19 protein-coding genes and 2 tRNA genes are annotated in these 23,839 nt (G+C 70.3%); 8 read left to right on the top strand and 13 right to left on the bottom strand.

The window, feature by feature from the left end:
- Window positions 1-335: 335 nt before the first annotated feature.
- The 3 genes from VFI59_02975 to VFI59_02965 form a co-directional block, all read right to left on the bottom strand.
- Window positions 336-426, bottom strand: a tRNA-Ser gene (locus VFI59_02975).
- 258 nt (window positions 427-684) lie between these two features.
- On the bottom strand, window positions 685-1,260 hold the full coding sequence (locus VFI59_02970) for a hypothetical protein (protein ID HET6712654.1): 576 nt from the start codon (window positions 1,258-1,260) through the stop codon (window positions 685-687).
- A 241-nt stretch (window positions 1,261-1,501) separates the two neighbouring features.
- Window positions 1,502-2,335, bottom strand: coding sequence for a hypothetical protein (locus tag VFI59_02965; protein ID HET6712653.1), 834 nt, complete (start codon window positions 2,333-2,335; stop codon window positions 1,502-1,504).
- A gap of 130 nt (window positions 2,336-2,465) precedes the next feature.
- On the opposite strand from VFI59_02965, the gene VFI59_02960 reads away from it, so the two are divergent.
- Window positions 2,466-4,442 (top strand): adenylate/guanylate cyclase domain-containing protein, encoded by a 1,977-nt coding sequence (locus tag VFI59_02960; protein ID HET6712652.1) that lies wholly within the window; start codon window positions 2,466-2,468, stop codon window positions 4,440-4,442.
- Between the two features lie 652 nt (window positions 4,443-5,094).
- Here VFI59_02960 and VFI59_02955 read toward each other — a convergent pair.
- The 5 genes from VFI59_02955 to VFI59_02935 all read right to left on the bottom strand — a co-directional run bounded on the left by VFI59_02955 (window position 5,095) and on the right by VFI59_02935 (window position 8,468).
- A complete protein-coding gene (locus tag VFI59_02955; GenBank protein HET6712651.1) occupies window positions 5,095-6,249 on the bottom strand; it encodes a hypothetical protein in 1,155 nt (384 codons plus the stop codon).
- The gene (locus VFI59_02950) at window positions 6,242-6,772 is read right to left on the bottom strand and encodes a sigma-70 family RNA polymerase sigma factor (GenBank protein ID HET6712650.1); all 531 of its coding nucleotides are present in this window, start codon (window positions 6,770-6,772) and stop codon (window positions 6,242-6,244) included. Before VFI59_02950 ends, VFI59_02955 begins: the two co-directional genes overlap by 8 nt.
- 135 nt (window positions 6,773-6,907) lie before the next feature.
- The gene (locus VFI59_02945; GenBank protein ID HET6712649.1) at window positions 6,908-7,855 is read right to left on the bottom strand and encodes an AEC family transporter; all 948 of its coding nucleotides are present in this window, start codon (window positions 7,853-7,855) and stop codon (window positions 6,908-6,910) included.
- A gap of 260 nt (window positions 7,856-8,115) precedes the next feature.
- A tRNA-Val gene (locus VFI59_02940) sits at window positions 8,116-8,191 on the bottom strand.
- A gap of 7 nt (window positions 8,192-8,198) precedes the next feature.
- Window positions 8,199-8,468, bottom strand: coding sequence for a hypothetical protein (locus VFI59_02935; GenBank protein HET6712648.1), 270 nt, complete (start codon window positions 8,466-8,468; stop codon window positions 8,199-8,201).
- A gap of 59 nt (window positions 8,469-8,527) precedes the next feature.
- Here VFI59_02935 and VFI59_02930 point away from each other — a divergent pair, with 59 nt between their 5' ends.
- The 3 genes from VFI59_02930 to VFI59_02920 are packed head-to-tail and all read left to right on the top strand — an operon-like array spanning window position 8,528 to window position 12,073.
- Window positions 8,528-9,706, top strand: a complete 1,179-nt coding sequence (locus tag VFI59_02930) for a cation:proton antiporter (protein HET6712647.1) — start codon at window positions 8,528-8,530, stop codon at window positions 9,704-9,706.
- 22 nt (window positions 9,707-9,728) lie between these two features.
- Entirely contained in the window at window positions 9,729-10,325 is a 597-nt protein-coding gene (locus tag VFI59_02925) for an urease subunit beta (protein HET6712646.1), read from the top strand.
- Window positions 10,325-12,073 carry an urease subunit alpha gene (locus VFI59_02920; GenBank protein HET6712645.1) on the top strand — a complete coding sequence of 583 codons (1,749 nt, stop codon included), beginning with the start codon at window positions 10,325-10,327 and terminating at the stop codon, window positions 12,071-12,073. Before VFI59_02925 ends, VFI59_02920 begins: the two co-directional genes overlap by 1 nt.
- 57 nt (window positions 12,074-12,130) lie before the next feature.
- Here VFI59_02920 and VFI59_02915 read toward each other — a convergent pair whose 3' ends face one another.
- Together VFI59_02915 and VFI59_02910 are read right to left on the bottom strand one after the other, a co-directional pair.
- Window positions 12,131-12,814, bottom strand: coding sequence for a DUF4397 domain-containing protein (locus VFI59_02915; GenBank protein HET6712644.1), 684 nt, complete (start codon window positions 12,812-12,814; stop codon window positions 12,131-12,133).
- 144 nt (window positions 12,815-12,958) lie between these two features.
- Window positions 12,959-14,593 (bottom strand): amidohydrolase, encoded by a 1,635-nt coding sequence (locus VFI59_02910; GenBank protein ID HET6712643.1) that lies wholly within the window; start codon window positions 14,591-14,593, stop codon window positions 12,959-12,961.
- A gap of 40 nt (window positions 14,594-14,633) precedes the next feature.
- Here VFI59_02910 and VFI59_02905 point away from each other — a divergent pair, with 40 nt between their 5' ends.
- Complete coding sequence (locus VFI59_02905) at window positions 14,634-15,062, top strand: hypothetical protein (GenBank protein ID HET6712642.1); 429 nt, start codon at window positions 14,634-14,636, stop codon at window positions 15,060-15,062.
- Here VFI59_02905 and VFI59_02900 read toward each other — a convergent pair.
- Window positions 15,059-16,147, bottom strand: a complete 1,089-nt coding sequence (locus VFI59_02900) for a hypothetical protein (GenBank protein HET6712641.1) — start codon at window positions 16,145-16,147, stop codon at window positions 15,059-15,061. The two genes, VFI59_02905 and VFI59_02900, sit on opposite strands and share 4 nt — an antisense overlap.
- An 81-nt stretch (window positions 16,148-16,228) precedes the next feature.
- On the opposite strand from VFI59_02900, the gene VFI59_02895 reads away from it, so the two are divergent.
- Genes VFI59_02895 through VFI59_02885 form a run of 3 tightly spaced genes read left to right on the top strand, consistent with a single transcriptional unit; the run spans window position 16,229 to window position 23,063 of the window.
- Entirely contained in the window at window positions 16,229-20,641 is a 4,413-nt protein-coding gene (locus VFI59_02895; GenBank protein HET6712640.1) for a DEAD/DEAH box helicase, read from the top strand.
- 9 nt (window positions 20,642-20,650) lie between these two features.
- Window positions 20,651-21,439, top strand: coding sequence for a DNA-formamidopyrimidine glycosylase family protein (locus VFI59_02890; GenBank protein ID HET6712639.1), 789 nt, complete (start codon window positions 20,651-20,653; stop codon window positions 21,437-21,439).
- A gap of 46 nt (window positions 21,440-21,485) precedes the next feature.
- Window positions 21,486-23,063 carry a gamma-glutamyltransferase gene (locus VFI59_02885; protein ID HET6712638.1) on the top strand — a complete coding sequence of 526 codons (1,578 nt, stop codon included), beginning with the start codon at window positions 21,486-21,488 and terminating at the stop codon, window positions 23,061-23,063.
- Window positions 23,064-23,081: 18 nt separating this feature from the next.
- On the opposite strand, the gene VFI59_02880 is transcribed toward VFI59_02885, so the two are convergent.
- Window positions 23,082-23,606 (bottom strand): FABP family protein, encoded by a 525-nt coding sequence (locus tag VFI59_02880; GenBank protein ID HET6712637.1) that lies wholly within the window; start codon window positions 23,604-23,606, stop codon window positions 23,082-23,084.
- 2 nt (window positions 23,607-23,608) lie between these two features.
- Window positions 23,609-23,815 (bottom strand): hypothetical protein, encoded by a 207-nt coding sequence (locus tag VFI59_02875; GenBank protein ID HET6712636.1) that lies wholly within the window; start codon window positions 23,813-23,815, stop codon window positions 23,609-23,611.
- Window positions 23,816-23,839 lie beyond the last annotated feature (24 nt).

The following is a 23,839-nucleotide window of genomic DNA, read 5'->3' as shown; positions in this document are numbered from 1 at the left end:
TGAACGATGTCCAACCACGCATGTCGCCGATGAGGAATGCGTGGACGTCGGCGTCTTCGCTGGCGCCCGTTCCCGGCTGAGGTGCACCGCGCGGCTCGCCCACCGACTTCGAGCCGCCATCCGGCGGAACACTCACGGGCCGAGTATCGACCCTTTCGCGGTCGTCGGCACGCGCCCCGGGAAGGGGTCAGCTGCGGGAGCTCTTCTGTCTGTGCTCCCCATACGCGGCCCCCGGCTACTCGCGAGACCCAACCTAGGATCGCTGGCCCATCGAAGCGACTGCTGCTCGCGAACCGGCAAGGCCACGAGAATGACTACCAACCAGAGACTCTGCTTGGTGGGCGCTGAGGGTCTCGAACCCCCGACCTTCGCCTTGTAAGGGCGAGGAGAAACTGCAGGTCAGGGTGTTGTGCTGCGGAAACGCTCTACCTCTGAGTACCGCTGAGTACCTTGGAGTGCCTTCAGCTTGTTATGCAGGTGTTATGCAGACTCGCATCTCTGATCGTCTCCAGGTCACTGTGGACGTGGTCCTTCCAAATCATCCCGTTGGCTAGATCCAGGGCTCCGACCGACCGCTCGGATACAGCCACCAGCTTGCACTCCCTCTCGGGCCGGTCTCGCATAGGACATCAGCGCGCCTGAGCCGGCGCTACGAAATGTGGGAGCCCAATCTAGGGCTGCCATTCACAAGCGCGGGAACGTGATGATCGTGAACAGCCCGTAGAGCATCAATCCGCCAGCCAGCACGAGGACGCCAACTCGGACACGTAAGATCCTGAAGCGCTGCGACAGAGCGAGCAGGAATAGGACGGTCGCCAGCACCACGGTCGTACGGATGTAGTCGTCGGCGCGGCCCCGCGCGGCAGTACCCTCGTCGAAGACGTGCAATGCAAGTTCGTTCAACTCCGAGCCTCTCTGGATCTGGGCATTGACGTACTCGGGCATGAAGCTCGGCCCGGGCACCGCGTCCGGGTTCGAGAACGGATCGGTGGCGAGCCAGGCATCGAACGCGAGCTTGAACTCGGCACTGAAACGACGTTCGTACAACGCCGCCAACTTCGTGCGTCCCTCACTCCGCGCTTCGATCCAGGTGTTGAACGTGGTTACGTCCAGCAGACGCTGCTGCCCGCCAAGGGTGAGTAGCTGATCGGCACGGATCCTGATGGCCGCGTCCTCGCCATACAGCTCAGCCTGACGCCCGTCCCATCTGGCCGCTTGGTAGCCGCTCCACGCGGTCGCGATCGCGACGACCGCGAGCACGATCGCCTCCAGGATCTCGACGAACCCCTCGCGGCGGGATCTCGTGGGCTGGGCCGGCGCGTCGCCGGCCTCGGCTAACGCTCCCGCGATCTCGACATTGAGGTCTTCCGGCATCGGAACCTGGCGTCAGTCTGTCTGCCAGTGTACGAGTGGATCGCGCCACGACGAGATGGACCCTCTTGGGTACGAGTACGACTGGTCGCCGGTCATCCTCGGCCAAGCCGATTCGGTACCGCCAGCACTACCCGCCCCATATCTGCCAGTGCCATCGTGCACTGATTCGTTCACGTAAGGAGGCGAATCGGCGCTCTTGTTCGGCCAGCTCACTGAGTGCTTGCTCCCAGCCATGGGCTCCCGCAAGGTGTCGTGCGATCTCGAACGACTCTTCGATCATCTGGCGGACGAAGTAGGCCCGGATCAGTTCGTTCCCTGTTGGATCGAACGTCTCGACGACCCCGTCGGTCCAGCTCGCAATCATGGGAGCGAAGGACAAGGCGGGGTGCCTACCGAAGTTGGATGTCATCCTGAAGATGTCGTACCCGGATGGGTGAAAGTTGTTGAAGAGTCGTTCCTGAGGGGGCAGTTGCCCAAGGTTCGCAAAACCCATCGACTCGGCCAGTGCTAGGAGCTTGGCCGTCGTGGCTCCAAGCTTGATCTGTTGCTGGTGATCGGCCACCTTCTTCGTTGGGTCGGTCTCATGATCAGCGATGGACGCGAGCAACTTCGTCTGTTGGGCCATCTCCGCATGGAGCGCCTCGAAGGCTCTTCTCTGGCGTCTCGTGTCGTCTTCGGGCTGCATCAGCCAGGCCATCATGACCTGCGTCTCCGCGAGGAATCTCGTCGCCGCTATGCCGATCGCAGCCAGCCGATCGCTCATCGCTCTTGAGCCCGCCTCCAGGGCGTCTACGCAGGGCTGGGCAAGTACCCGGAGTTGATTCTCGACCCTCAGTGGGAGTGCCTCGTCCCAGCCCGAGAGATCCGGACCCATGATGTTCTTGGCAAGGAAGCCGTCGAGCCACGCCGCGACATCGACGGCAACGTCCACGGCATCGGCGAGGTTGGCTTGGTCGCTCATCTACTCATCCTCCACGACCAGGCGCAGGGCGTCTCGGCCTCAGCATCGCGGGGCGTTCGGCAATCTACGTGATGCTCATGACGTCGGCCTCGGAGGCGCGGCTAGAATGTCCCGCGAGCGCGGAGGGTATATGAGCCAGCCTGCGGACGACTCGGTCCTCGATCGGGCCCGTGAGGCCATGGATCGGAAGGCCTGGGACGAGGCATACGGGCTCCTCTCGGAGGCCGATCACAGCCGCAGGCTCGACCAGGATGCACTCGCGACGCTCGCGGATACCGCGTACTTGGCGGGCCATCCGGAGGAGGCCATCGACGCCTGGGAGCGCGTTCACGCGGCGGCCGTGCGTGCTGGCGAAGACGAGCGGGGGGCCGGCGCGGCGGAGCAGGTGGCCGCCCTGCTCCTGTACACAGGACTCCTCGCACCTGCGCGAGGATGGATCCAGCGAGCTGAGAGTCTACTGGTCGATCATCCAGACTCTCCGGTCCACGGTCAGCTCGCGGTGATCCACGCCTGGACGGCCGTTTTGGCCGGCGACCTCGATCAAGGCCTGCTGCAAGCGCGCCGGGCCATCGACGTCGGGACGAGGCTGGGCGTTCCCGCCATCCGAATCAAGGGGAGGAACGCCGAGGCTCGCATCCTCATCTTCCTAGGGCACCTCCAGGAGGGACTTGCCGTCCTGGACGAGACCGCCGTGGCAGCGCTGTCCGGGGAACTGGATCCCGTGAGCACTGCACTGCTGTACTGCAGCACGGTGTGCGCGTTCCAGGGGCTGGCCGAGTACGACCGAGCCGAGGAATGGACCAGCGCCATGGACCGCTGGTGCCGTCGGCACGAGACCGGCGGCTTCCACGGGCTGTGCCGCGTCCACCGTGCGGAGATCCTCCGGCTCCGCGGGGATTGGGACGACGCCGAGGTCGAGGCTCGGGAGGCGTCCAAGGAGCTCCGCAGGTACTCACGGACCGACGTGGGCTGGGCGTCGGCGGAGCTCGGACAGATCCGCCTGCGGTTGGGGCACCTGGCGGGTGCCGAGGAGGCCTTCCTGGAGGCGCATGAGCAGGGATGGGACCCAAATCCCGGTCTGGCCCTCCTCCGGCTGGCCCAAGGGGATGTAGCGGCGGCCGCGGGGTCGATCCGAGACTCGCTGGAGAATCCGCTTCCGATCGCCTCGCTCGAGGCCCCGCCCAACACCGCCCTCCGTCGTGCGCCCCTGTTGGCGGCTGAGGTCCAGATCGCCGTCGCCGCAGGCGACCTGCGGAACGCTCGCGAGGCCGCTGAGGACCTTGACCGGATCGCCGATTCGTTCGGCACCAAGGCACTCAGGGCGAGCGCGGTCACCTCGATGGGGTTCCTCCTCCTTGCGGAAGGTGATTCTGTGGAAGCCGGTCGGCGGTTCCACGAGGGGATGCGCCTGTGGACTGAGGTGGGCGCCCCCTACGAATGCGCCCAGGCTCGGATGGGGCTCGGCGATGCCTTCCGTGCGCACGGGAACGAGCGGCAGGCGGTGCTCGAGTTCCACGCGGCCCACTCGACGTTTGAGCGGCTTGGCGCGAAAACCGACATCCGCCGCGCGGCGGAGGCCGCCGGGGACACCAAGCCGTCCGCGGGGCCGCGGATCGAGAGAGTGTTCATGTTCACCGACATCGTCCAGTCCACGAACCTGGCGGAGTTCATCGGAGACGAGGCTTGGGGGCATCTGGTCCGGTGGCACAACGACCTGCTCGCCTCGGTGGTTGCCCGCCACGGAGGTGAGGTCGTGCGGACGACAGGCGATGGGTTCTTCGTCACCTTCGACGACCCTGAGTCCGCGATCGCATGCGCGGTGGACATCCAACGGGCGCTTGCGGAGCATCGCAGTGAGCAAGGCTTCTCGCCGACAGTGCGGATCGGACTCCATCAAACCGAAGCCACCAAGGAAGGTCTCGACTGGAGCGGGAAAGGCGTCCACGCGGCTGCCCGGATCGGGGCGCTCGCGGAGGGCGAGGAGATCCTGGTTAGCTCGGCGACCGCCCAGGCCGCGGGGGATTCATTCGCCGTCTCGGATTCCCGGACCGTGAGCCTGAAGGGCATCTTCGAGCCATGCGAAGTCGTTGCCGTCCACTGGCGCTGATGCGACGCCGCGACGCAACCTTGGGCGCGTTGCTCCGGACACGGCTCGCAACGCAAGCTCGCCCCGTAACGAGCGCGCGATGGGTCATCGGCTGTCTGCGTGAGGTCGGCCTCGACGGTGCTCGCGACGCGGTGCGCAGCCACGGGGACGCCGGCGCCGACAGCTTCCTGTTCGTCGTCGATGACGAAACGCGACCCCGCGACGATCCACGATCTCGCCGAGGCGATCGGATAGGTCGAACCGTCGCGACCAATCCGGGTCCCAGCGGGGATCGACACGCGAGACACTCCACCCGGCGATCGGTCCCGTCGGGTGCGGCGACGCCCAGCCAGATGGGCAACTACACCATCAGAACAGGGCTTACTGATGGTGGGCGCTGAGGGAGTCGAACCCCCGACCTTCGCCTTGTCAGGGCGAGGCGAACCCGCAGGTCAGGGCGTTGAGCAGCGGGGCGGTGTGTCGTCGAGTACCGCTGAGTACCTTGGAGTGCCTTCGGGTTGTTATGCAAGGTGTTATGCGCCTCGACCCGAGCTCATACGGCATCTTCCAGGCTCGCGGCGAAGGTCAGCGGCCGTGTCTTCAAGTAGAGCGGAACCCCTCGCGACGTATAGCTTCGCCATCTGGGACAAGCGTGATTGCCCTCAGTCGAGGATCATGCCTGCGGAACGAGCGGGTTCCAGGGTCCAAGGAGCACCCCGAACGGGAGCGCATTGCGTCCGAGGCTCTGGACGTCGTCCCCGTCCGGCGCCATCGTGTACAGTGTCCCGTCGCTCTGGAACCCTCCCTCGGGAGTAGAGCGCTGGAAGGCGATGCGCGAGCCGTCCGGCGACCAGTACGGAGCTCTCGGATCTCTCAAGTCCGACCCCCTGGCGACGACGGTGAGTGCCGACCCGTCGGAGTTGACGACGTAGATGCCTGCTCCCTCGTGGCCCGACCCCTCGAAGGCCAACCGCGTCCCATCGGGCGACCACTGGAGACTGTCCGCCCAGACGAGGTCGTTTCCCTCCTCCCACGCGATGATCCGGTGCCTGTCGGTCCCATCGGCGTTCATCACCCAGAGGCTGTTGCCCCAGTCCCCCATGCCTTCGATGTACGCGATCCGTGAGCCGTCGGGGGAAAGCGTTGGGAAGTACACCGCGAACCGGAACACGTCGGTTGGATACGCTTCCCTGGCGATGCGCCGACGGGCGGCCGCGTAGAGGAGCTGAGGCGTTCCGCCCTTCGCATCCACCGTGTAGATGCCTGACTTCCAGTCCTTCCCACCGACCGTGACACCGTAGACCACCTTCGATCCCTCGGGGGTGAACGAGCCCCCCGTGATCGTGTCTGCGTGGGCGACCTGCGTCTCGCTCCCATCGGAGTTCAGCACGACCAAGGAGTGTTGGCCACCGAAGTAGGGCGCACCTCGGTTGATGAGCAACTTCGAGCCGTCGCTCGACCAGGCGACGGGGAGCCCTGCGCCACGGCTGAGCAGCACCGGGTGTTCATCGGGGTTCGCCGGATCGACCGCCCAGATCCCTTTGGCTTCGTAGCTGGCTACGTCGCCGTACGTGATCCAGCCTCGAACGTCGGCGAAGATCCCGAGTCGGGTCGGCGTGGGATCATCGGCCGGCACCGGAGGCGCCGATCGGATCGCGCTCAGACCCAGCCATCCCATCACCAGGACGATCGCGAGACCGAGCACCCCGGCCCTGATCCGCTGGTCGCGGCGCTTGCGATCCCGGCGACGCGCCAGTTGGTCGAACGGGATCCTCGGCGGCGACAACCGCTCGAGCTCGCGCTCCAACGTGCCGCGGTAGTCACTCATCGGCGAGCTCCTTGGACTCCCTCAACGCCGCCCGGGCCGTCGAGCTCAAAGACCGAACCGTCGAACCCCGGACGCCGAGCATCCGTCCCGCCTCCTCGGCCGGGTAGCCGAGCAGATCGGTGAGCACGAGCGCGGCCCGCTGCTTGCGGGTGAGGTTCGCGAGGGCGTTCGAGACCGAGATGCGGTCTTCGGCCAGACCGAACGCGTCGATCGGTGGGTTGGCGCCGGCCGCCTTGCGGAGCCCCAGCTTGGCCCGTCGATAGCGGTTGCGGAATATGTTCATCGCCGCGTTGTGCAGGTAGCCGGTAGGGCTTTCCATCGATCCGATGTCGGGCCAGCGTTCCCAGACGCGCAGGAACGCGTCCTGCACGATGTCCTCGGCCTCCTGGAGGCTGCCGGTCACCATCCAGAGCAGGCGCAGCAGGCGCTCCTGCTCGAGCTCGAAGAAGTCCTCGAAGGCGTGCTCGACGGCGATGACCTCGCCCACGCCTTTCCCCTCCCACGTCGCTTCCGCGTGTTCCATGCAGAGCCTCCACCCTATGAACACCTGGAGGCGCCGATTCGTCCAGGCTCCTTGCGCGGGATCCGGTGCGCACCTCCGGAGCCATGGCAGTTTCGAGCGGGGCCGACGCTGAGGAGATGTGACCCGATATCGGACCTAGTCGAGGAGGCTGACGATCAGCACGAGCGTGGGGATCGACAGGGCCGTACCGACGATGAGCGTCGAGGCCGATTCCGCCTCGTAGCTTCGGTAGCGAACCGCGAACATCGGGGCCACCACCGACGCTGGCATCGCCGTCAGGATCACGGATTCGCTCCGGGCCACGCCGGTGATACCGAACAGCAGCGCCAGCCCTGCCATCAGCGCGGGCTGCGCGAGGTTCTTCAAGAGGGCGAGCATCACCGGCTGCGTGCCGATGTGGAGCCGGTACCGCGACAGGATCAGGCCGGCTGCGAACAAGGCGACGGCCGACGTGCTTTCCCCGATGAGGTCCAAGCTGTTGTCGAAGGGGCTGGGCACGTGCACGCCGATCGCGACCAACGCGAGTGCCACGAGCGGTGACCACACGAGGGTCTTCGAGATTGTCTTGCGAAGGACCTCGCCCAGGATCGCGCCGACACTTCGCGCTTCGTCCGCTGGGCGTGTCCCCCACTCAAGCAGCACGATCGACAGCGGCAGCACCGTGACGTTGGTCGCGATCGCGTACAACGCGATCGCGTTCGAGCTGCTCGCCTTGCTGAACAACCCGTCGAGGATCGGAGTCCCCATGAACGCCGCGGTGGGGACGGCGATCAGCAATCCAATGATCGAGGCGGCGGCCAGCCCCTGTCTGAGCAAGGTCTTCCCGAGCGCCACGCCGAGAACAAGGAACACGAGCTGGACCAGGACCACGGCGAGGAAGAGGATCGCGTCCTCAGCGAGGACGGACCGAGGCGTCGCGAGCACGCTGGCGAAGATCATCGCGGGCAACGCGAAGCCCAGAACAAACTCGTTGAAACCCTCGATCTGATGGTCGTCGAAGACCTTCCGCTTCCCACCGAAATAGCCCAAGCCGATGACGACGAACACCGGCGCCAGTACGGAGAGGATGTCGAGGACGTTCACGCAGGAACGCTACCCCGACATCCCCTTCACGCGCTCAGGTCGCGCTGATCTGCTTGACGGACACTAGGGATGGTTACGTCTTCTCACTCCGCTTTCGAAATGGCCGGTTACAGCCATTCCTGCCCCACCAGGTGCTCCGTCGCTCCGATGCTGCCAGGTGGACGAATGATAGGGCGCTGTAGACAGTGGTGAGGGGCGGGTCACCAGCCTTCTTCTTGACCGCACGTGTGTCGGGTTCCGGTCACGACCAGCGGCTCCGATGGTGGGCGCTGAGGGACTCGAACCCCCGACCTTCGCCTTGTAAGGGCGACGCTCTGCCAGCTGAGCTAAGCGCCCGCGTGCCTCACGCGAGTTCAGTGTGGCCGCACGCTCGGCACACGACGCCGCCGAGCTGCGCCGACAGGCGCGTCCCCCCGCAGGATCGGCACCGGTCCAGACCCTCGGCCCAGTCCGGACGCTCGACCTGACACGCCGGGCAGATCAACACCTGCCGCCCGTCCGAGACCGCCCGCACCCACGGCGTCTCCCGCTTGTCGGGATCGTAGGTGGGTCGGCCGCACAGGGAACACCCCGGTCGGTCGCCCGTGGCGAGGGCACCGTCCTTCGGCCTCACGGCTCGCAAGGATACCGATGTCCGTCCTCGATGGTCTCCGAACGGGGTAGCCTTCGGCGATGGTCGAGGGGCTCGGATCGCTGCTCGCCGCCATGGTCGTGGTGGCCGCAGCCCCGATCCTGGTCGCGTTCCTGCCGGGACGCGTGCCGCAGGTCGTGCTGCTGATCGCCGGCGGCATCGTGATCGGGCCCGAGGTGCTCGACCTCGCGGAGCCCGACGACATCACGTTGTTCGCCAACCTAGGTCTCGGATTCCTCTTCCTGCTGGCGGGATACGAGCTCGACCCGAGCCTGCTGCGGGAGCGAGCCGGCACGCTCGCGATCGTGGCGTGGGTGATCTCCATCGTGCTCGCGATCGGGGTCGTGGGGGCCCTCGAAGCCGTGGGGCTCGTGAAGGCGTTCCTCCCGGTGGCGATCGGACTCACGACGACGGCGCTCGGCACGTTGCTCCCCATCCTCCGCGACCACCGCATGCTCGAGGGGCGATTCGGTCGCTACGTCTTCGCGGCGGGAGCGATCGGCGAGATGGGTCCCGTCCTCTGCATCGCCCTACTGCTCGGGCACTACAACTCGATCATCGAGGTGATCGGGGTCGCCGCCGTGGCCGGCGTGGCGTTCGCGCTCTCGGTGATCCCACGGTTCACGCAAGGCACCCGGTTCGGCCGCGTCCTGGAGCAAGGGCAGCACGAGACCTCGCAGACGACCTTGCGTCTCACCGTGCTCCTGCTCGTCGCGCTGTTGTTCCTGTCTGCCGAGTTCGGCCTCGACATCGTGCTCGGCGCGTTCTTCGCGGGCATGGTGCTGCGGCGATGGGCCCCGGGCGACGTCGAGTCGCTCGAGAAGAAGCTCGACGCCGTCGGGTACGGGTTCTTCATCCCGGTGTTCTTCGTGTCGTCGGGCATGGGGCTCGACGTGATCTCGATCGTCGAGGCGCCCGGGCGCATGCTCGGGTTCTTCCTGCTGCTGCTCGTCGTGCGCGGCGTGCCGGCGTTGTTCGTCTACCGCAAGGATCTGCCGGGCCCGCGTCGCGTTCAGATGATGCTGCTCACCGCGACCGCGCTCCCGCTGCTGGTCGCCCTCACGGAGATCGGCCTGCAGAACGGGTCGATGCTGCCCGAGAACGCCGCCGCGCTCGTGGGCGCCGGCGTGCTCTCGGTCGCGATCTTCCCGCTGCTCGCGGTCCGGCTGCAGCCCCGAGCGCTCGAGGCCGAACGAGAGACGTCGGCGCCGGAGGCTTGACGATGTCGGACGGAACCGGCCGATGCAGCTGAACCCGACCGAGCGGGACCGGCTGCTCGTGTTCACCACGGCACAGCTCGCGCGCGAGACGCTGTCACGAGGTCTGCCCCTGAACGCGCCGGAGGCGATCGCGCTCGTGTGCGACGAGATGCACCTCGCGGCCCGCGGCGGTGCATCCTACGGACAAGTCGTTGACGCCGGCCGGACCGTGGCCGAGCGCACGCCGGTCCTGGACGGGGTCGCGGCGATCGCATCCGAGGTCCGCGTCGAGGTGCTCCTCGAGGAGGGCTCGCGGCTGATCGTGCTGCGGGAACCGTTCGGCCCCGTGCCGGCAGACGGGCCCGGCGCCGTGCGGTTCGCACCCGGCGACGTACCGCTCGTGCCCGACCGGGAGCGACGTCGCCTCACGGTCCGCAACACCTCGCGCCGGCCCGTGCGGGTCTCGTCGCACTACCCCTTCTGGCAGGTGAACCCCTCCCTCGCGTTCGACCGCGAGGCCGCGCGCGGCTTCCGGCTCGACCTGCCCGCTGGCGACTCGCTGCGCTGGGCACCCGGCGAGGAACGGGAGGTCGAGCTCGTGGCCTACGGCGGCGCAGGCGCGCCAGGGGGAGACGACTGATGCCCAGCTCGATCTCGCGCGAAGAGCACGCGTTGCGCCACGGCCCGACCACCGGCGATCGGGTCCGGCTCGGCGACACCGACCTATGGGTCCGCATCGAGGACGACCTCACCGAGCCGGCCGACCAGGCACTCTGGGGGTATGCGAAGACCCTGCGCTCGCGCATGACCCAGCAGGACGGCGCGACGAGCGCGTCCGAGCTCGACGCGGTGATCGGCAGCGCGATCGTCGTCGATCCGCTGCTCGGCATCGTGAAGGCGGACCTCGGTGTCAAGGACGGGCGCATCGCCGGCATCGGCCGCGCCGGCAACCCCGACATCACCGACGGCGTCGACCTCACGGTGGGGCCGGGCACGTGGCCGATCCCGTGCCACGGGCTGATCGCGACCCCCGGGGGCATCGACAGCCACGTGCACCTACTGAGTCCTCGGCTGGTCCCGGTCGCGCTCAGCGCCGGCGTCACGACCCTGATCACGGCAGGGTTCGAGGAACCGGCGTGGCGCATGCACCGCACGCTCGAGGCGTTCGAGTTCCTGCCCGTGAACGTCGGGCTGCAGGCGAGCGCGCGGGCCGACCGCAGAGCGCCGCTCGACCGATCGATCGAGGCGGGGTCGGTGGGCCTGAAGATCCACGAGGACTGGGGCGCGTATCCCGAGATCGTCGACGCGACCCTCGCGGCCGCCGAGGCGCACGACGTCGCGGTCTGCCTGCACACCGACGGGCTGAACGAGTCAACCGAGCTCGAGGGCACGATCGACGCGATCGGCGGCCGCACGATCCACGCTTACCACGTGGAGGGGGCCGGGGGCGGCCATGTGCCCGACGTGCTCGGGCTCGTCCGCGTGCCGAACGTGCTCTGTTCTTCGACCACCCCCGGCCTGCCATGGGGGCGGGCCGCCGACCTCGAGCACACCGACATGATCTTGATCGTCCATGAGGGGAACCCCTCGCTCGCCGACGACGTGGCCGCGGCAAAGGAACGGATCCGCGCGACCACGATGGCCGCCGAAGGCCCGCTGCACGAGCTGGGTGCGATCTCGATCGTGAACTCGGACTCGCAGGGCATGGGACGCATCGGCGAGACGATCCGCCGCACCTGGCAACTCGCCCACGCGATGAAGGCATGGCGTGCCACGGGGGCGGGAGGCGGATGGCCTGAGGCACCTCATGCCCGCCGCCTGCGGCCCCGGCCGACCGAGTCGGCGGTCGACGATGGGATCGGCCGCGACGACAACGAGCGCGTGCTCGCCTACCTCGCCAAGTACACGGCAGAGCCCGCGATCGTGCACGGTATCGTCGGCGAGGTGGGCTCTCTCTCCCCCGGGCGCCTGGCCGACATCGTGCTGTGGGAACCTGCGATGTTCGGCGTGCGCCCATCGATGGTGATCAAGGGCGGCGTGGTGGCGTGGAGCGCGATGGGTGAGGGAAACGCCAGCGTGCACGGCGCAGAGCCGACCCGCTACGGCCCCGACTGGGGGGGCACGGGCGAGGCCGCGGCGAGGCTGTCGACGACCTTCGTCGCACGCGCGGCGGTCGACGCCGGCGTCGCGGCCACGCTGGGCACGCGCCGCCGGATCGTGGCCGTCGGCGGCACCCGTGGCCTCACCCGTGGCGATCTCGTGGCCAACACCGCGGTGCCCGAGGTCGTCGTCTCCCCCGACGACGGACAGGTCACCCTCGGCGCACGGGTGCTCTCGTGCGAGCCGGTCGACGAGGTGCCGCTCTCCCGCCCCTACCTCTTGGCGTGAACGCGGAAGAGGCGGCGGCCGACGGCCGCCGCCCCGTTCCGGTCGAGCATCCGAAGGTCAGGCCGCCTTCTCGCCGACCTCCAGCGGGATGACGATCAAGCCGTACCCGGCCGTCCCGTTGCCCCAGGCGTACACCTGGTAACGGAAGCCGGCCTCGAGTGACAGGTCGGCAGGGCCGATCACCGGGTCGCTCTGGCGCGCGAGCGAGACGAACACCTCGTAGTCGCCCTCGGGCACGTCCCAGCCGCGCATCGAGCCCCAGTCGAACTGGCGCCCACGGTTGAGCGGAGAGCCGTTGGCCCACACGTTCACCGCCGGCGCGTCGGCCATGTGACGGACCACGACGCGGGCCTCCCCGGCGTCGGTCTTCCGGGTGTTGTTGCGCCACAGCGCCAGGTTCGGGTCGCCGTGGTCGTCGAGGTTCGCGACCACCGTGTAGTTGCGACCGCCGGCCAGGTCGGCCATCGCCGACAGCACGGCGGCGCTGCACGGCTCGCCGGCCGGGGTGACCTTGAGGCGGTACTCGCCCTCGGGCAGCCTCACGCCCGACACGACGTCGCCCGGCTCGAAGTCGGTGATCGCCTTCGCGCCGTTGACGCACACGTCGACCGTGAGCCCGGGGATGCCGTGCACGACGTTCAGCGTGAACTTCGACGAGCCCGTAGCCTGGGCCGGGGCGGCGCCGAACAGGGCCATCGTCGTCGCGAGCGCGACGGCGAGACCGATGATGCGCTTCGTCATCTTCTCCCTCCCTTCCACGCGGAGTGGACCCGATCGGGGCCTGCCTCAGCTCCGCGCAGCTTCTGAAGGGATGCGTACCCACGACGAGATCGGATGAACATGCCGGGCGGCGTGCATAGGTTCGGTCGCGCACCCGTGACGGCGTCAGGAGGGCTCGAAGACGATCCGGCCCGAGGCCAGCGTCAGCTCGACCGTCGTCTCGCCGACCGCGCCGAGCGATCGATCGAACGGATCGCGGTCGAGCACCGCGAGATCGGCGCGCATGCCGGGCGCGATCACACCCGCCTCGTCGTCGTGGTTCACGTAGGCGGAGCCTCGCGCGAAGGCGGCCATCGCCGTGGCGAGGTCGAGGCGTTGCCACGCGTCGAGCGGCTCGGCCTCGGGCTGCCCGGGAGGCTGCCGCGTCACCGCGACCTCGAGCTCGAGCCATGGGTTCGGCGTGGTCACGGGCCAGTCGCTGCCGATGCACATCACGGCGCCGGTCGCGTGGATCGACCGGAACGGGTAGAGGTGGGACGCTCGCTCACCCACCCGCGGCGTCGTGATCTCGACGATCGTCGGATCGGGCTGCGCCCAGAACGGCTGCAGGTTCGCGACGACCCCGAGACGGCGCAGGCGCGGCAGATCGGCGGGGTCGGGCAGTTGGATGTGCGCGATGTGATGGCGGGCGTCGTTCCATCCGTCGGCCTTGCGGGCGGCCTCGATCGCGTCGAGCCCCTCGCGGAAGGCCCGGTCGCCGAGGGCGTGCTGGTGCACCTGGAAGCCGAGGGCGTCGAGAGCGACGACCGCCTCGTTCAGCGCCTCGGCCTCGACGAACTGGATGCCGCGATCGTGCCGCCGGCCGAAGTCGCCCTCGTACGGCTCGAGCATCGAGCCGGTGCAGCTCTCCGGGCAGCCGTCGAGCATGATCTTGATCGTGTTCGCCTGGAGCCGACCTCCGCTCGCCCACTCCCGCTGCTCGACGAGCCGATCGACCTGCTCCATGCCGGCGTGGCGATCCCACCACATCGAGGCGACGACGCGGGCCGTGAGCGCGCCCTCGTCGTCGAGCTCGCGGTAGGCACGCAGCAGGTCGGGCTCGACCCAGGCGTCCTGCCACCCCGTGATGCCCAGCGCATGCAGCTCCTGCTGCGCCCGGAGGAGGTACGCCTGCCACTGGGCCACGCTCGGCTGTGCGGCGACCGTGCGCATGACGTCGTAGGCGGCGCCCTCCTGCAGGGTGCCCGCCGGCGACCCGTCGGCGTCGCGCACGAGGTAGCCATCCCACGGGTCGGGTGTCGACGCGGTCATCCCGGCGAGCTCGAGCGCCTTGGAGTTCACCCAGCCGGCATGGACGTCGGTGTTCAACAGGAACACCGGCCGGTCGGGCACGACCGCGTCGAGATCCTCCTTGCGTGGACCGTCGGTCGCGGTGAAGACGGTGTTGTACCAACCGCCCCCCACGATCCACTCGAGGTCGGGGTTCGCGTCGGCCACGTGCTTGATGCGCGCGAGGTAGTCGTCCTTCGTGGACAGGTCGTCGAGGTTCACGTTGAGCAGGTTCCTGCCTGCGACCGACGGGTGGACGTGCGCATCCTGGAAGCCCGGGACGACCACGCGGCCCGGCAAGGCGAGCACCTCGGTCGACGGCCCTCGGAGCGCCCGCACGTCGTCGTCGGTGCCCACGGCCACGATGCGGTCACCGCGGATCGCGACGGCCTTGGCTCGGCGCCGCGCGGCGTCGCCGCACCACACGTCGGTGTCGGCGACGATCAGGTCGGCGCGCTCTGCATCCGGCACGGCGCGGACCCTAGCATGGAGACGACGACGGGAGGTTGCCATGGAGAGCACGCACGTGCAGCGCGGGCTGGTGGGCACGGTGAGGGGGGACGAGGTCGATATCCGCGACAGCGGCGTCGCGGCCGCCGCCGCCTCGAGGGACCTGTTCCTCACGAACGGGGGCGCCGGAGTGCTCGCCGCCGCCGGCAACCTCACGATCACGAACGGTGGCGGCGGGCCGATGGCGATCGGCGGCAACGTCTCGATCACGAACGGCGGCGCGCAGACGATCTTCGCCGGCGGCGGGGCCACCCTCGGTGAACGCAGTTTCGTCGCGTTCGTGCTCTCGCCGAAGGTCACGGTGGAACCCGGGGCCAAGGTGCTCTGCTCGACCCCGCAGGCGCTGGCGTTCGGCGCGGTCGTGGGCGCCGCGATCCTGACGGCTTCCCGGTTCCTGCGGAGAGCCGGCGACTCGTCCACTCTGGACTAGTCGTCGGAGGTGGCCGGGTAGGTCTCGCTGGGCTGGTCGTCGCCCCCGCCGGTCTCTCCCACGACCGCCACCGGGGTCGGTTGCCGAGACGACGGTGTGGTCGGTGCCCGAGACGGGGTCGGGGCGGGGGGCGCGTACCCGGCCCGGTGCCGACCGCGTGACGGCGCTCCGGCCCGAACCCTCCAGACCGCGACGACGGCCGCGCCGAGGCCGAACATCGAGCCGAGCACCCACGCGACCACGTTGAGGAACGGCACCAGCCCGATCGCCGCGGACACTCCCCACCCGGCCAGCACGGCACCCGCACGGCCGCGGGGCGCCTGCACGATCAGTCGACCGACCGCGTACACCGCGAGCGCGTATCCGACGAGCGCGATCAAGCCGGATCCGAGCAGCACCGACAGGCCGAGCGGCAGCCCGAGGATCGACGCTGCAGCGGCGACCGCCGTCACCGGCAGGGCGATCGCGACCACCGCCCCCCACCCGATCGACGCGAACGGCGCCGTGCGAGCGGCCGTGGCGACCCGATCGAGCCCGCGAGGGGCGAGCGCGAGCACGAGCAGCAAGAGCAGCAGGGTCGAAACCGCGACCGCGACGGCCCCGAGCAGGGCGCCGAGGGCGGCGAGGGTGCCACGCGGGGTGAACGTGACGTCGTCGCGCACGTCGCCGCCCACGAGGGCCCCGGGTTCGAGGCGCACGGTCTGGGCGCCGAGCACGTCGCCGGCGATCGACGCCGTCGACGCGAGCCGGATCGGGCCGTTCATCGCCACCACCGACCCGCCGACCTGTCCCGAGACCGCGACCGGGCCGTCGAGCACGACCACGTCGCCCACGACGACGCCGGCGACGATCGCTCGCCCGTTGAACACCACGACCTCCCCGACCGACTGCCCGCGGGGGACCGTCACGGTGCCGGAGAGCATCACCTGGTCCTCGGTGCGCGCGACGTCGGCCCCCGGACGGGGCGAGGGCGACGCGTCCTGCGCGGGCGACGACGACTGTGCGGCGGCGGCGCCCGCCAGGGCGATGATCGCGACGAAGGCGGCGACGCACGTGGCGGCGCGAAGGGAAGGCCGGACCGACATGGCCCGCATCCTATCGTCGCTCTCGTCCGTGACCGAGGGTGAGGCCGCCCGGATGTCGGCGTTCCGCGCTAGCGTTGCTGCGTGAGCCTGACCCCCTTCTCCCCCGCCGTCCGCGAGTGGTTCGAGGCATCCTTCGACGCGCCCACCCCGGCGCAGTCGAAGGGCTGGAAGGCGATCGCGAAGGGCGACCACACGCTGGTGCTCGCTCCGACGGGCTCGGGCAAGACGCTCGCGGCCTTCCTGTGGGCGATCGACCGTCTCACGACCGAGACCCCGCCGACCGATCCGAAGGGGCGCACGCGGGTCGTCTACATCTCCCCGCTGCGGGCGCTCGCGGTCGACGTGGAGAAGAACCTTCGGGCCCCGCTCGCGGGCATCCGGCACGCGGCCGAGCGGTCCGGCACCGGGCTGGCGCACGACCCCGTCGTCGGGGTGCGCACCGGCGACACGCCCTCCCGGGAGCGGCGACAGCTCCTCGCACACCCCCCCGACATCCTGATCACGACGCCGGAGTCGCTCTACCTGATGCTCACGTCGTCGGCGCGCGAGACCCTGCGAGGGGTCACGACCGTGATCGTCGACGAGATCCACTCGCTCGCCGGCACCAAGCGCGGTGCCCACCTCGCGCTCTCGCTCGAACGGCTCGATGCGCTCACCGCCGAACCTCCCCAGCGCATCGGTCTGTCGGCCACGCAGCGCCCGCTCGAGACGATCGCGGGCTTCCTCGGCGGGCACGAGGACGACGGCGAGCCGCGGCCCGTGTCGATCGTCGATGCCGGACACCGCAAGCCGATGGAGCTCGAGGTCCTCGTGCCGGTCGAGGACATGGGCTCACTCGGCCAACCCATGGATCTTCCCCCGAGCGGTCCCGCGGCGGGGGGCCCTTCTCGCACTTCGATCTGGCCAGCGATCCATCCGCGGTTGCTCGAGCTGATCCGCGCGCACCGGTCGACGATCGTCTTCGTGAACGGGCGCCGACTCGCGGAGCGCCTCGCCGCGCAGCTGAATGAACTCGCCGAGGAGGACCTCGTCCGCACCCACCACGGGTCGATCGCCCGCGAGCAGCGGCTCGAGGTCGAGGACGCCCTGAAGTCGGGGCGGCTTCGGGCGATCGTGGCCACGAGCAGCCTCGAGCTCGGCATCGACATGGGCGCCGTCGATCTCGTGGTGCAGGTGGAGTCGCCCGGGTCGGTGGCGAGCGGGCTGCAGCGCATCGGCCGCGCGGGCCACCAGGTGGGCGAGCCCAGCAAAGGCAAGATCTTCCCGAAGTTCCGGGGCGACCTGCTCGAGGCGAGCGTCGTGGCCGAGCGCATGCTCGCCGGGGCGATCGAGGAGACACGCGTGCCGCGCGATCCGCTCGACGTGCTCGCGCAGCAGCTCGTCGCGATGTGCGCGGTCGACGAGTGGCACGTCGACGACCTCTACGCGACCGTGCGTCGGGCCGAGAACTTCGCCGGATTGTCGCGCGAGATCTTCCTCGCGGTGCTCGACCTGCTGGCGGGACGCTACCCGAGCGACGGGTTCGCCGAGCTGCGACCGCGGCTCGTCTGGGACCGGAAGACCGACGTCGTTCGGGCACGCGACGGGGCGGGGCGCATCGCGATCACGAGCGGCGGCACGATCCCCGACCGCGGGTTGTTCGGGGTGTTCCTCGCCGACGGCACCCGCGTGGGCGAGCTCGACGAGGAGATGGTGTACGAATCACGGCGCGGCGAGGTCTTCCTGTTGGGAGCATCGAGCTGGCGCATCGACGACATCACGCGGGACCGCGTCGTGGTCTCCCCCGCCCCGGGCGAGCCGGGCAAGATGCCGTTCTGGCACGGCGACCGGCCCGGGCGCCCGATCGAGCTCGGACGGGCGATCGGTGCGTTCACTCGCGAGCTCCGGGGCAAGCGCCGCGACGAGGCCCTGACACGCCTGCGTGACGACGTCGGGCTCGACACGTGGGCCGCCGACAACCTCGTCACCTACCTCGACGAGCAGGTGGAAGCCACGGGTGCCGTCCCCGACGACCGCACGATCGTCGTGGAGCGGTTCCGCGACGAGATCGGTGACTGGCGCGTCTGCGTGCTGTCCCCGTTCGGCGATCGGGTGCACGCCCCGTGGGGGCTCGCGATCGAGGCACGGCTCGAGGAACGGTTCGGCCCCGGCGCCCAGGTGCTCTGGGGCGACGACGGCATCGTGATCCGCCTCCCCGAGGCGGTCGACCGCATCCCGGTCGAGGACCTGCTGTTCGAGCCCGAGGCGGTCGAGGCGGCCGTCGTCGAGGCGCTGCCGGGCACGGCGATGTTCGCGAGCGTCTTCCGCGAGGCGAGCGCACGGGCACTCCTGCTCCCCCGGCAGCGACCCGGAAGGCGCACCCCGCTGTGGCAGCAGCGGCAACGGAGCGCCGACCTGCTCGTGGAAGCCGCGAAGCACCCCACGTTCCCGATGCTGCTGGAGACGACCCGCGAGTGTCTCCGCGACGTCTTCGACGTGCCGGCGCTGCGCGAGGTGATGGGCGACCTGCGATCGCGGCGCACGAAGCTCGTGGCCGTCGAGACGGACCACGCGTCGCCGTTCGCGCAGTCGTTGCTGTTTCGGTGGATCGCCGTCTTCATGTACGAGGCAGACGCACCGCTCGCCGAGCGACGCGCCGCCGCCCTGGCCCTCGATCGCGACCTGCTGCGGGAACTGCTCGGGGCCGAGGAGCTCCGCGATCTGCTCGATCCTCGCGCCATCGACGAGGTCGTCCTCGAGCTGCAGCGGCTCGCCGAGGGCCGCCGGGCCAGGGGCACCGACGGCGTCCACGACCTGCTCCGAAACCTCGGCCCTCTCGACGACGCCGAGGTGCGCGCCCGTGCCGACGGCGACGGCGACGCCTTGACGCGCGCCTTGATCGACGACGGGCGGGCCATCCGTGCGCGAGTCGCCGGCGTGGAGCGCGTCGCCGCGGTCGAGGACGCCGCCCGGCTCCGCGATGCGCTCGGCGTCTCCCTGCCCCGCGGGCTGCCCGGCGCCTTCACCGGTCCCACCGATCGAGCGCTGCACGATCTCGTCTCGCGGTACGCACGCACGCACGGACCGTTCGTGCCGGCCGAGCCGGCCGAGCGGTTCGGCGTCTCGGTCGACCGGGTGGAGGCCGCCCTCGCCGAGCTCGAGGCCGGGGGCACGCTGACCCAGGGCGGATTCTCGCCCGGGGGCGTCGGGCACGAGTGGTGCGATGCCGACGTGCTCAGACGACTGCGTCAACGTTCGCTCGCCGCGCTCCGTCGCGAGGTCGAACCGGTCGAGGCTGCGGCGTTCGCTCGATTCCTACCCGCGTGGCAAGGGGCCGACCGTCCGAACGGAGCATCGGACGCGCTCGTCGAGGCGATCGGACATCTGCAGGGGGCGGCGATCCCGGCATCGATCCTCGAGACCGACGTACTGCCGGCGCGCGTGCGAGGCTATCGGCCCGCCGACCTCGACGCGATCGCCGCGAGCGGCGACCTCGTCTGGATCGGCGCCGGCGGCCTCGGCGCCGATGACGGCCGGGTGGTGCTCAGCTTCCGCGGCCAGGCGAGCGCGCTCCTGCGCGACCGTTCCGACGGTGAACGCCCCGACGACGCCGTCCACGACGCGATCCGCTCGCACCTGGCCGAGCGCGGGGCATCGTTCTGGACCGACCTCGTGCAGGCGGCCGGCACGGCCGACGAGCGCGTGCTCCTGACCGCCCTGTGGGACCTGGTGTGGGCGGGCGAGGTGACGAACGACACGCTGGCGCCGCTCCGCGCGTTCGTGCGAGGCGCCTCGGCTCGGATCCGGGCCCCGCAGCCCGGCAGGCGGCCCCGACCGGGCGCGCTGCGCAGGACCGGACCGCCCGCCGGCGCCGGCCGATGGTCTCTCACCACCGGCCTCCTCGAGCCGGGTCTCTCGCCCACCGAGAACGCGCACGCCAGAGCGCTGCAGCTGCTCGATCGCCACGGCGTCGTGACGCGTGAGGCGGCCCTGGCCGAGTGCACCCCCGGCGGCTACGCCGGCGTCTACCCGATCTTGAAGGCGCTCGAGGAAGCCGGCGCCGTGCGCCGCGGGTACTTCGTGGCCGGCCTCGGGGCGGCGCAGTTCGCGATGCCGGGGGCCGTCGACCGGCTCCGTGCGGCCAGGGTGACGGCGTCGCTGGATGACCCTGCCCCGCTCGTGCTCGCCGCCGCCGACCCGGCCCAGCCGTACGGAGCGGCGCTCGCCTGGCCCGAGGCCCCCGGGCGCGCCTCCCGCGCGGCCGGCGCGTACGTCGTGCTGGTCGACGGTCGCGTCGCCGCCTTCCTCGAGCGGGGCGCTCGCTCACTCGTCACGTTCGACGTCGACGCCGGGTCCTGGGCCGACGCGCTCGCATCCCTCGTGAAGGACGGGCGTCTCCGTCGGGTCGAGCTGGTGCGCATCGACGGTGAGCCGTCAGCGTCGTCGCCCCACGCCGAGCGGCTGCGCCAGGCGGGGTTCGTCGACGGGTACCGCGGGCTCACGCTCCGAGGCTGAGGCGCCGGCGTGCCCGAGGGCGACACGATCCACCGCACGGCGGCCTCCCTCGCGGCCGCGCTCGGCCACTCGGTGGTGACTCGGTTCGAGACGCCGCGTCTTCGACGGACGCGTGGACCTCACCACCCGATCCCCCGCCCCGGGGAACGCATCGATCGCGTCGAGGCACGAGGCAAGCACCTGCTGATCCGGTGCACCGGAGGGCTGACGCTGCACACCCACATGCGCATGAACGGATCGTGGCACCTTTACCGTTCCGGGCAGCGATGGCGCCGAAGCGCACGATCCATGGTGGTCGCGATCGGCACCGCCGACGTCGACGCGGTCTGCTTCGCTGCACCGATGGTCGAGCTGCTCACCGACGACGAGGTCGACCGCCATCCCGTCCTCGCCGCGCTCGGCCCGGACCTCTGTGACGTCGATCCCGACCTCGACGAGGTGGTGCACAGGCTCCGGTCCCTCGACCCCGCCACCGAGACCGGGGTCGCGCTCCTCGACCAGACGATGGCGGCGGGCATCGGCAACGTGTACCGGGCCGAGGCCGCGTGGGCGTGCGGGATCGATCCGTTCCGCCCGATCGCGAGCCTCGGCGAACCCACGCGACGGGCGCTCTACGCGACCGCGAGCCGGCTGCTCCGGGCGAACCTCGGCACGCCTCGACGGACGACGGTTCCCGGGGGATTCGCGGTCTACGAGCGAGCAGGGCGGGCGTGCCCGCGATGCGGCAGCACGATCGCCACGCGACGCCAGGGAGAACGGGCCCGCAGCGTCTGGTGGTGCCCCCGCTGTCAACGGTGATCGGACCGCCTCGGCGCCGACCCCACGCGGCTGCCACACTGGCGTCATGGAGCTGCACGCGGTCGGTCGGACGTGGGCGGTCGCGGCGCCGCACGCGCTGGCGGCCGAGGCAGCCTCGATCGCCTTCGAGCGCGGTGGGAACGCGATCGACGCGGCGCTCGCGGCGGCGACCACGCTCGCGGTCGTCTACCCGCACATGTGCGGTGTCGGCGGCGATCTCTTCGCCCTGGTGCAGCACCCGGCGGGCGACGTGGTCGCGATCAATGCCAGCGGCCGCGCCCCCGCGGGCGCCGACCCGGCATCGGCGGGCGCCGCTGGGGCGGGCAGGATGCCGGAGCACGGTCCCTGGAGCGTCACCGTCCCCGGTGCGGTCAGCGGCTGGGAGATGCTGCACCGTCAAGGGGGAAACCTGACATGGTCGGACGCCTTCACCGCCGCGGTGGCCTACGCCCATGGAGGGGTCAGCGTGGCGTCCGACCTGGCGGCGACCCTGGCCGAGGATGCCGACCGACTCGTGGCCGACGCCGGCATGGCGGAAGTGTTCTTCCCCGACGGCCTGCCCGCGCAGGTCCACACCCAGGTCCGCCAGCCCGCGCTGGGTGCCACCCTCCAAGCGCTCGCCGAGCAGGGCACGGGCGCGTGGTACGGAGGCGAGCTCGGCGCACGATTCGCGGACGGCCTGCGAGCGCTCGGCGTGCCGATCGACCTCGCCGACATGGCCGGGCACCGCGCCGATCTCGGTACGCCGCTGCGGACCCGCTTCCGCGACATCGACGTGCTCGTGCACCCACCGAACTCGCAGGGCTTCGTACTGCTCGAGGCCCTCGCGCTGATCGAGCGTCTGGAGATCGATCCCGATCCGCTCGGACCCGATGCGGGGGTCTTGGCCCACGTGCTCCGCGCCTCGGCCCGCGATCGCGACCGCCACCTCGCCGACCCCGAACGCATGCGCGTGCATCCGTCGACCCTGCTCGACGACGGGCACCTGGGCGCGGTCGCCGACGAGGTCCGCGCGGGTGTGCCCGGTCCTCCGCCCGGCCTGGCGCGGCACGCGGGCGATACGATCGCGCTCGTGACCGCCGATGCCGAGGGCCGCGGGGTCTCCCTGATCCAGAGCCTCTACGACGGCTTCGGGTCCGGGCTGCTGGAACCGTCCACCGGCGTCGTCGCCCAGAGCCGGGGCGCGTGCTTCACGCTCGCACGGGACCACCCGAACCTGCTCGCGCCCGGGGCGAGGCCGGCGCACACGTTGATGCCGGTCGTCGTGCAACGCGACGGACGCCTCGACGGGGTCGCCGGCACGATGGGCGGCTCGGCCCAGCCACAGATCCTCACGATGGCCCTGACGCGAGCGTTCGCCCTCGGCATGAGCCCCGCCGAGGCCGTCACCGCGCCGCGCTGGCTGGTGGGCGGCATGGCCCCCGAGCGGGAGACGCCCGAGGTGCTCGCGGAGGCCGATGTCCCAGCGCCGGTGACCTCCGCGCTCACGGACTCGGGCTACCGCGTCTCGACCGTGCCGGCGCAGAGCGGATCGGTCGGACACGCGCACATGATCCGCGCGGTTGCGGGTGGCTTCGCCGCGGGAAGCGACCCACGCGCCGACGGAGGCGCCCTCGCTTCCTGACGACCAGGCTCGACCCGGTCAGTCGGACACGCGACGCAGCTCGGCGGCGAGGTGCCGTGCCATCGGGGTCGTGCCCGTGGCCATGTCGATCTCGTAGCTCAGCGCGTCACCCTCGACCCGGTAACGCCGGACGAGGCCGACCACGTCCATGCCGGTGCTCGTGCGACCGATCGTCCCCGTCGCCACCTCGATCGTCGTCACAGGACCCGCCGTCGCAACCGTTCCCTCGGCCACCTCGGTGAGCCCGAGCGGATGCGCGAGCGTGACCTCCACGCGTTCGGCCGAGCCCCCCGGCCGCCAGAAGCCGCGCTCGAAGTGGAGCGGGGAACCGTCGGCGGCGAGCCAGCTGCGCTGCGACGACAGCAGGAACCCGTCGCCGACGTGTTCGAATCGGATCCACTCGCCGTAGTCGAACGCGTCGATCGTCGGAAATGCGCCTCGCCCGCCGCCTCGCCACGAGCCGAGCAGACAAGCGAGCGGCGCCAGCCCGGATACGAGGGGTCCGATCACGACGTCGTCGGGGACGCCGGGCCGATCGCTCATGATCATCGAGCAGGCTGCGTGGGTGCCTCCGGCGCCGCGCCGGCCAGGGCCTCGGGTACCAGTGTGACCATCGCGCCGTCGACGCGAGAACCGAGGCGAGCGACATCTCGCTCGAGGCGTTCGACGCGCTCGGCGAGCGCCCGGTCGCGTGCTCGGGCTTGGAGCTCGAGCACCGCCCGGTGCGGCGCCGGCCGTTCGATCGTGGTCACGTCCCCTCCCGAACCGATGTTCCG

The organism is Actinomycetota bacterium (assembly GCA_035697485.1).
Taxonomy (GTDB): domain Bacteria; phylum Actinomycetota; class UBA4738; order UBA4738; family HRBIN12; genus JAOUEA01.
Note: the sequence above shows the minus strand (reverse complement) of the source record. Positions and strands in the feature narration are given on the sequence as shown.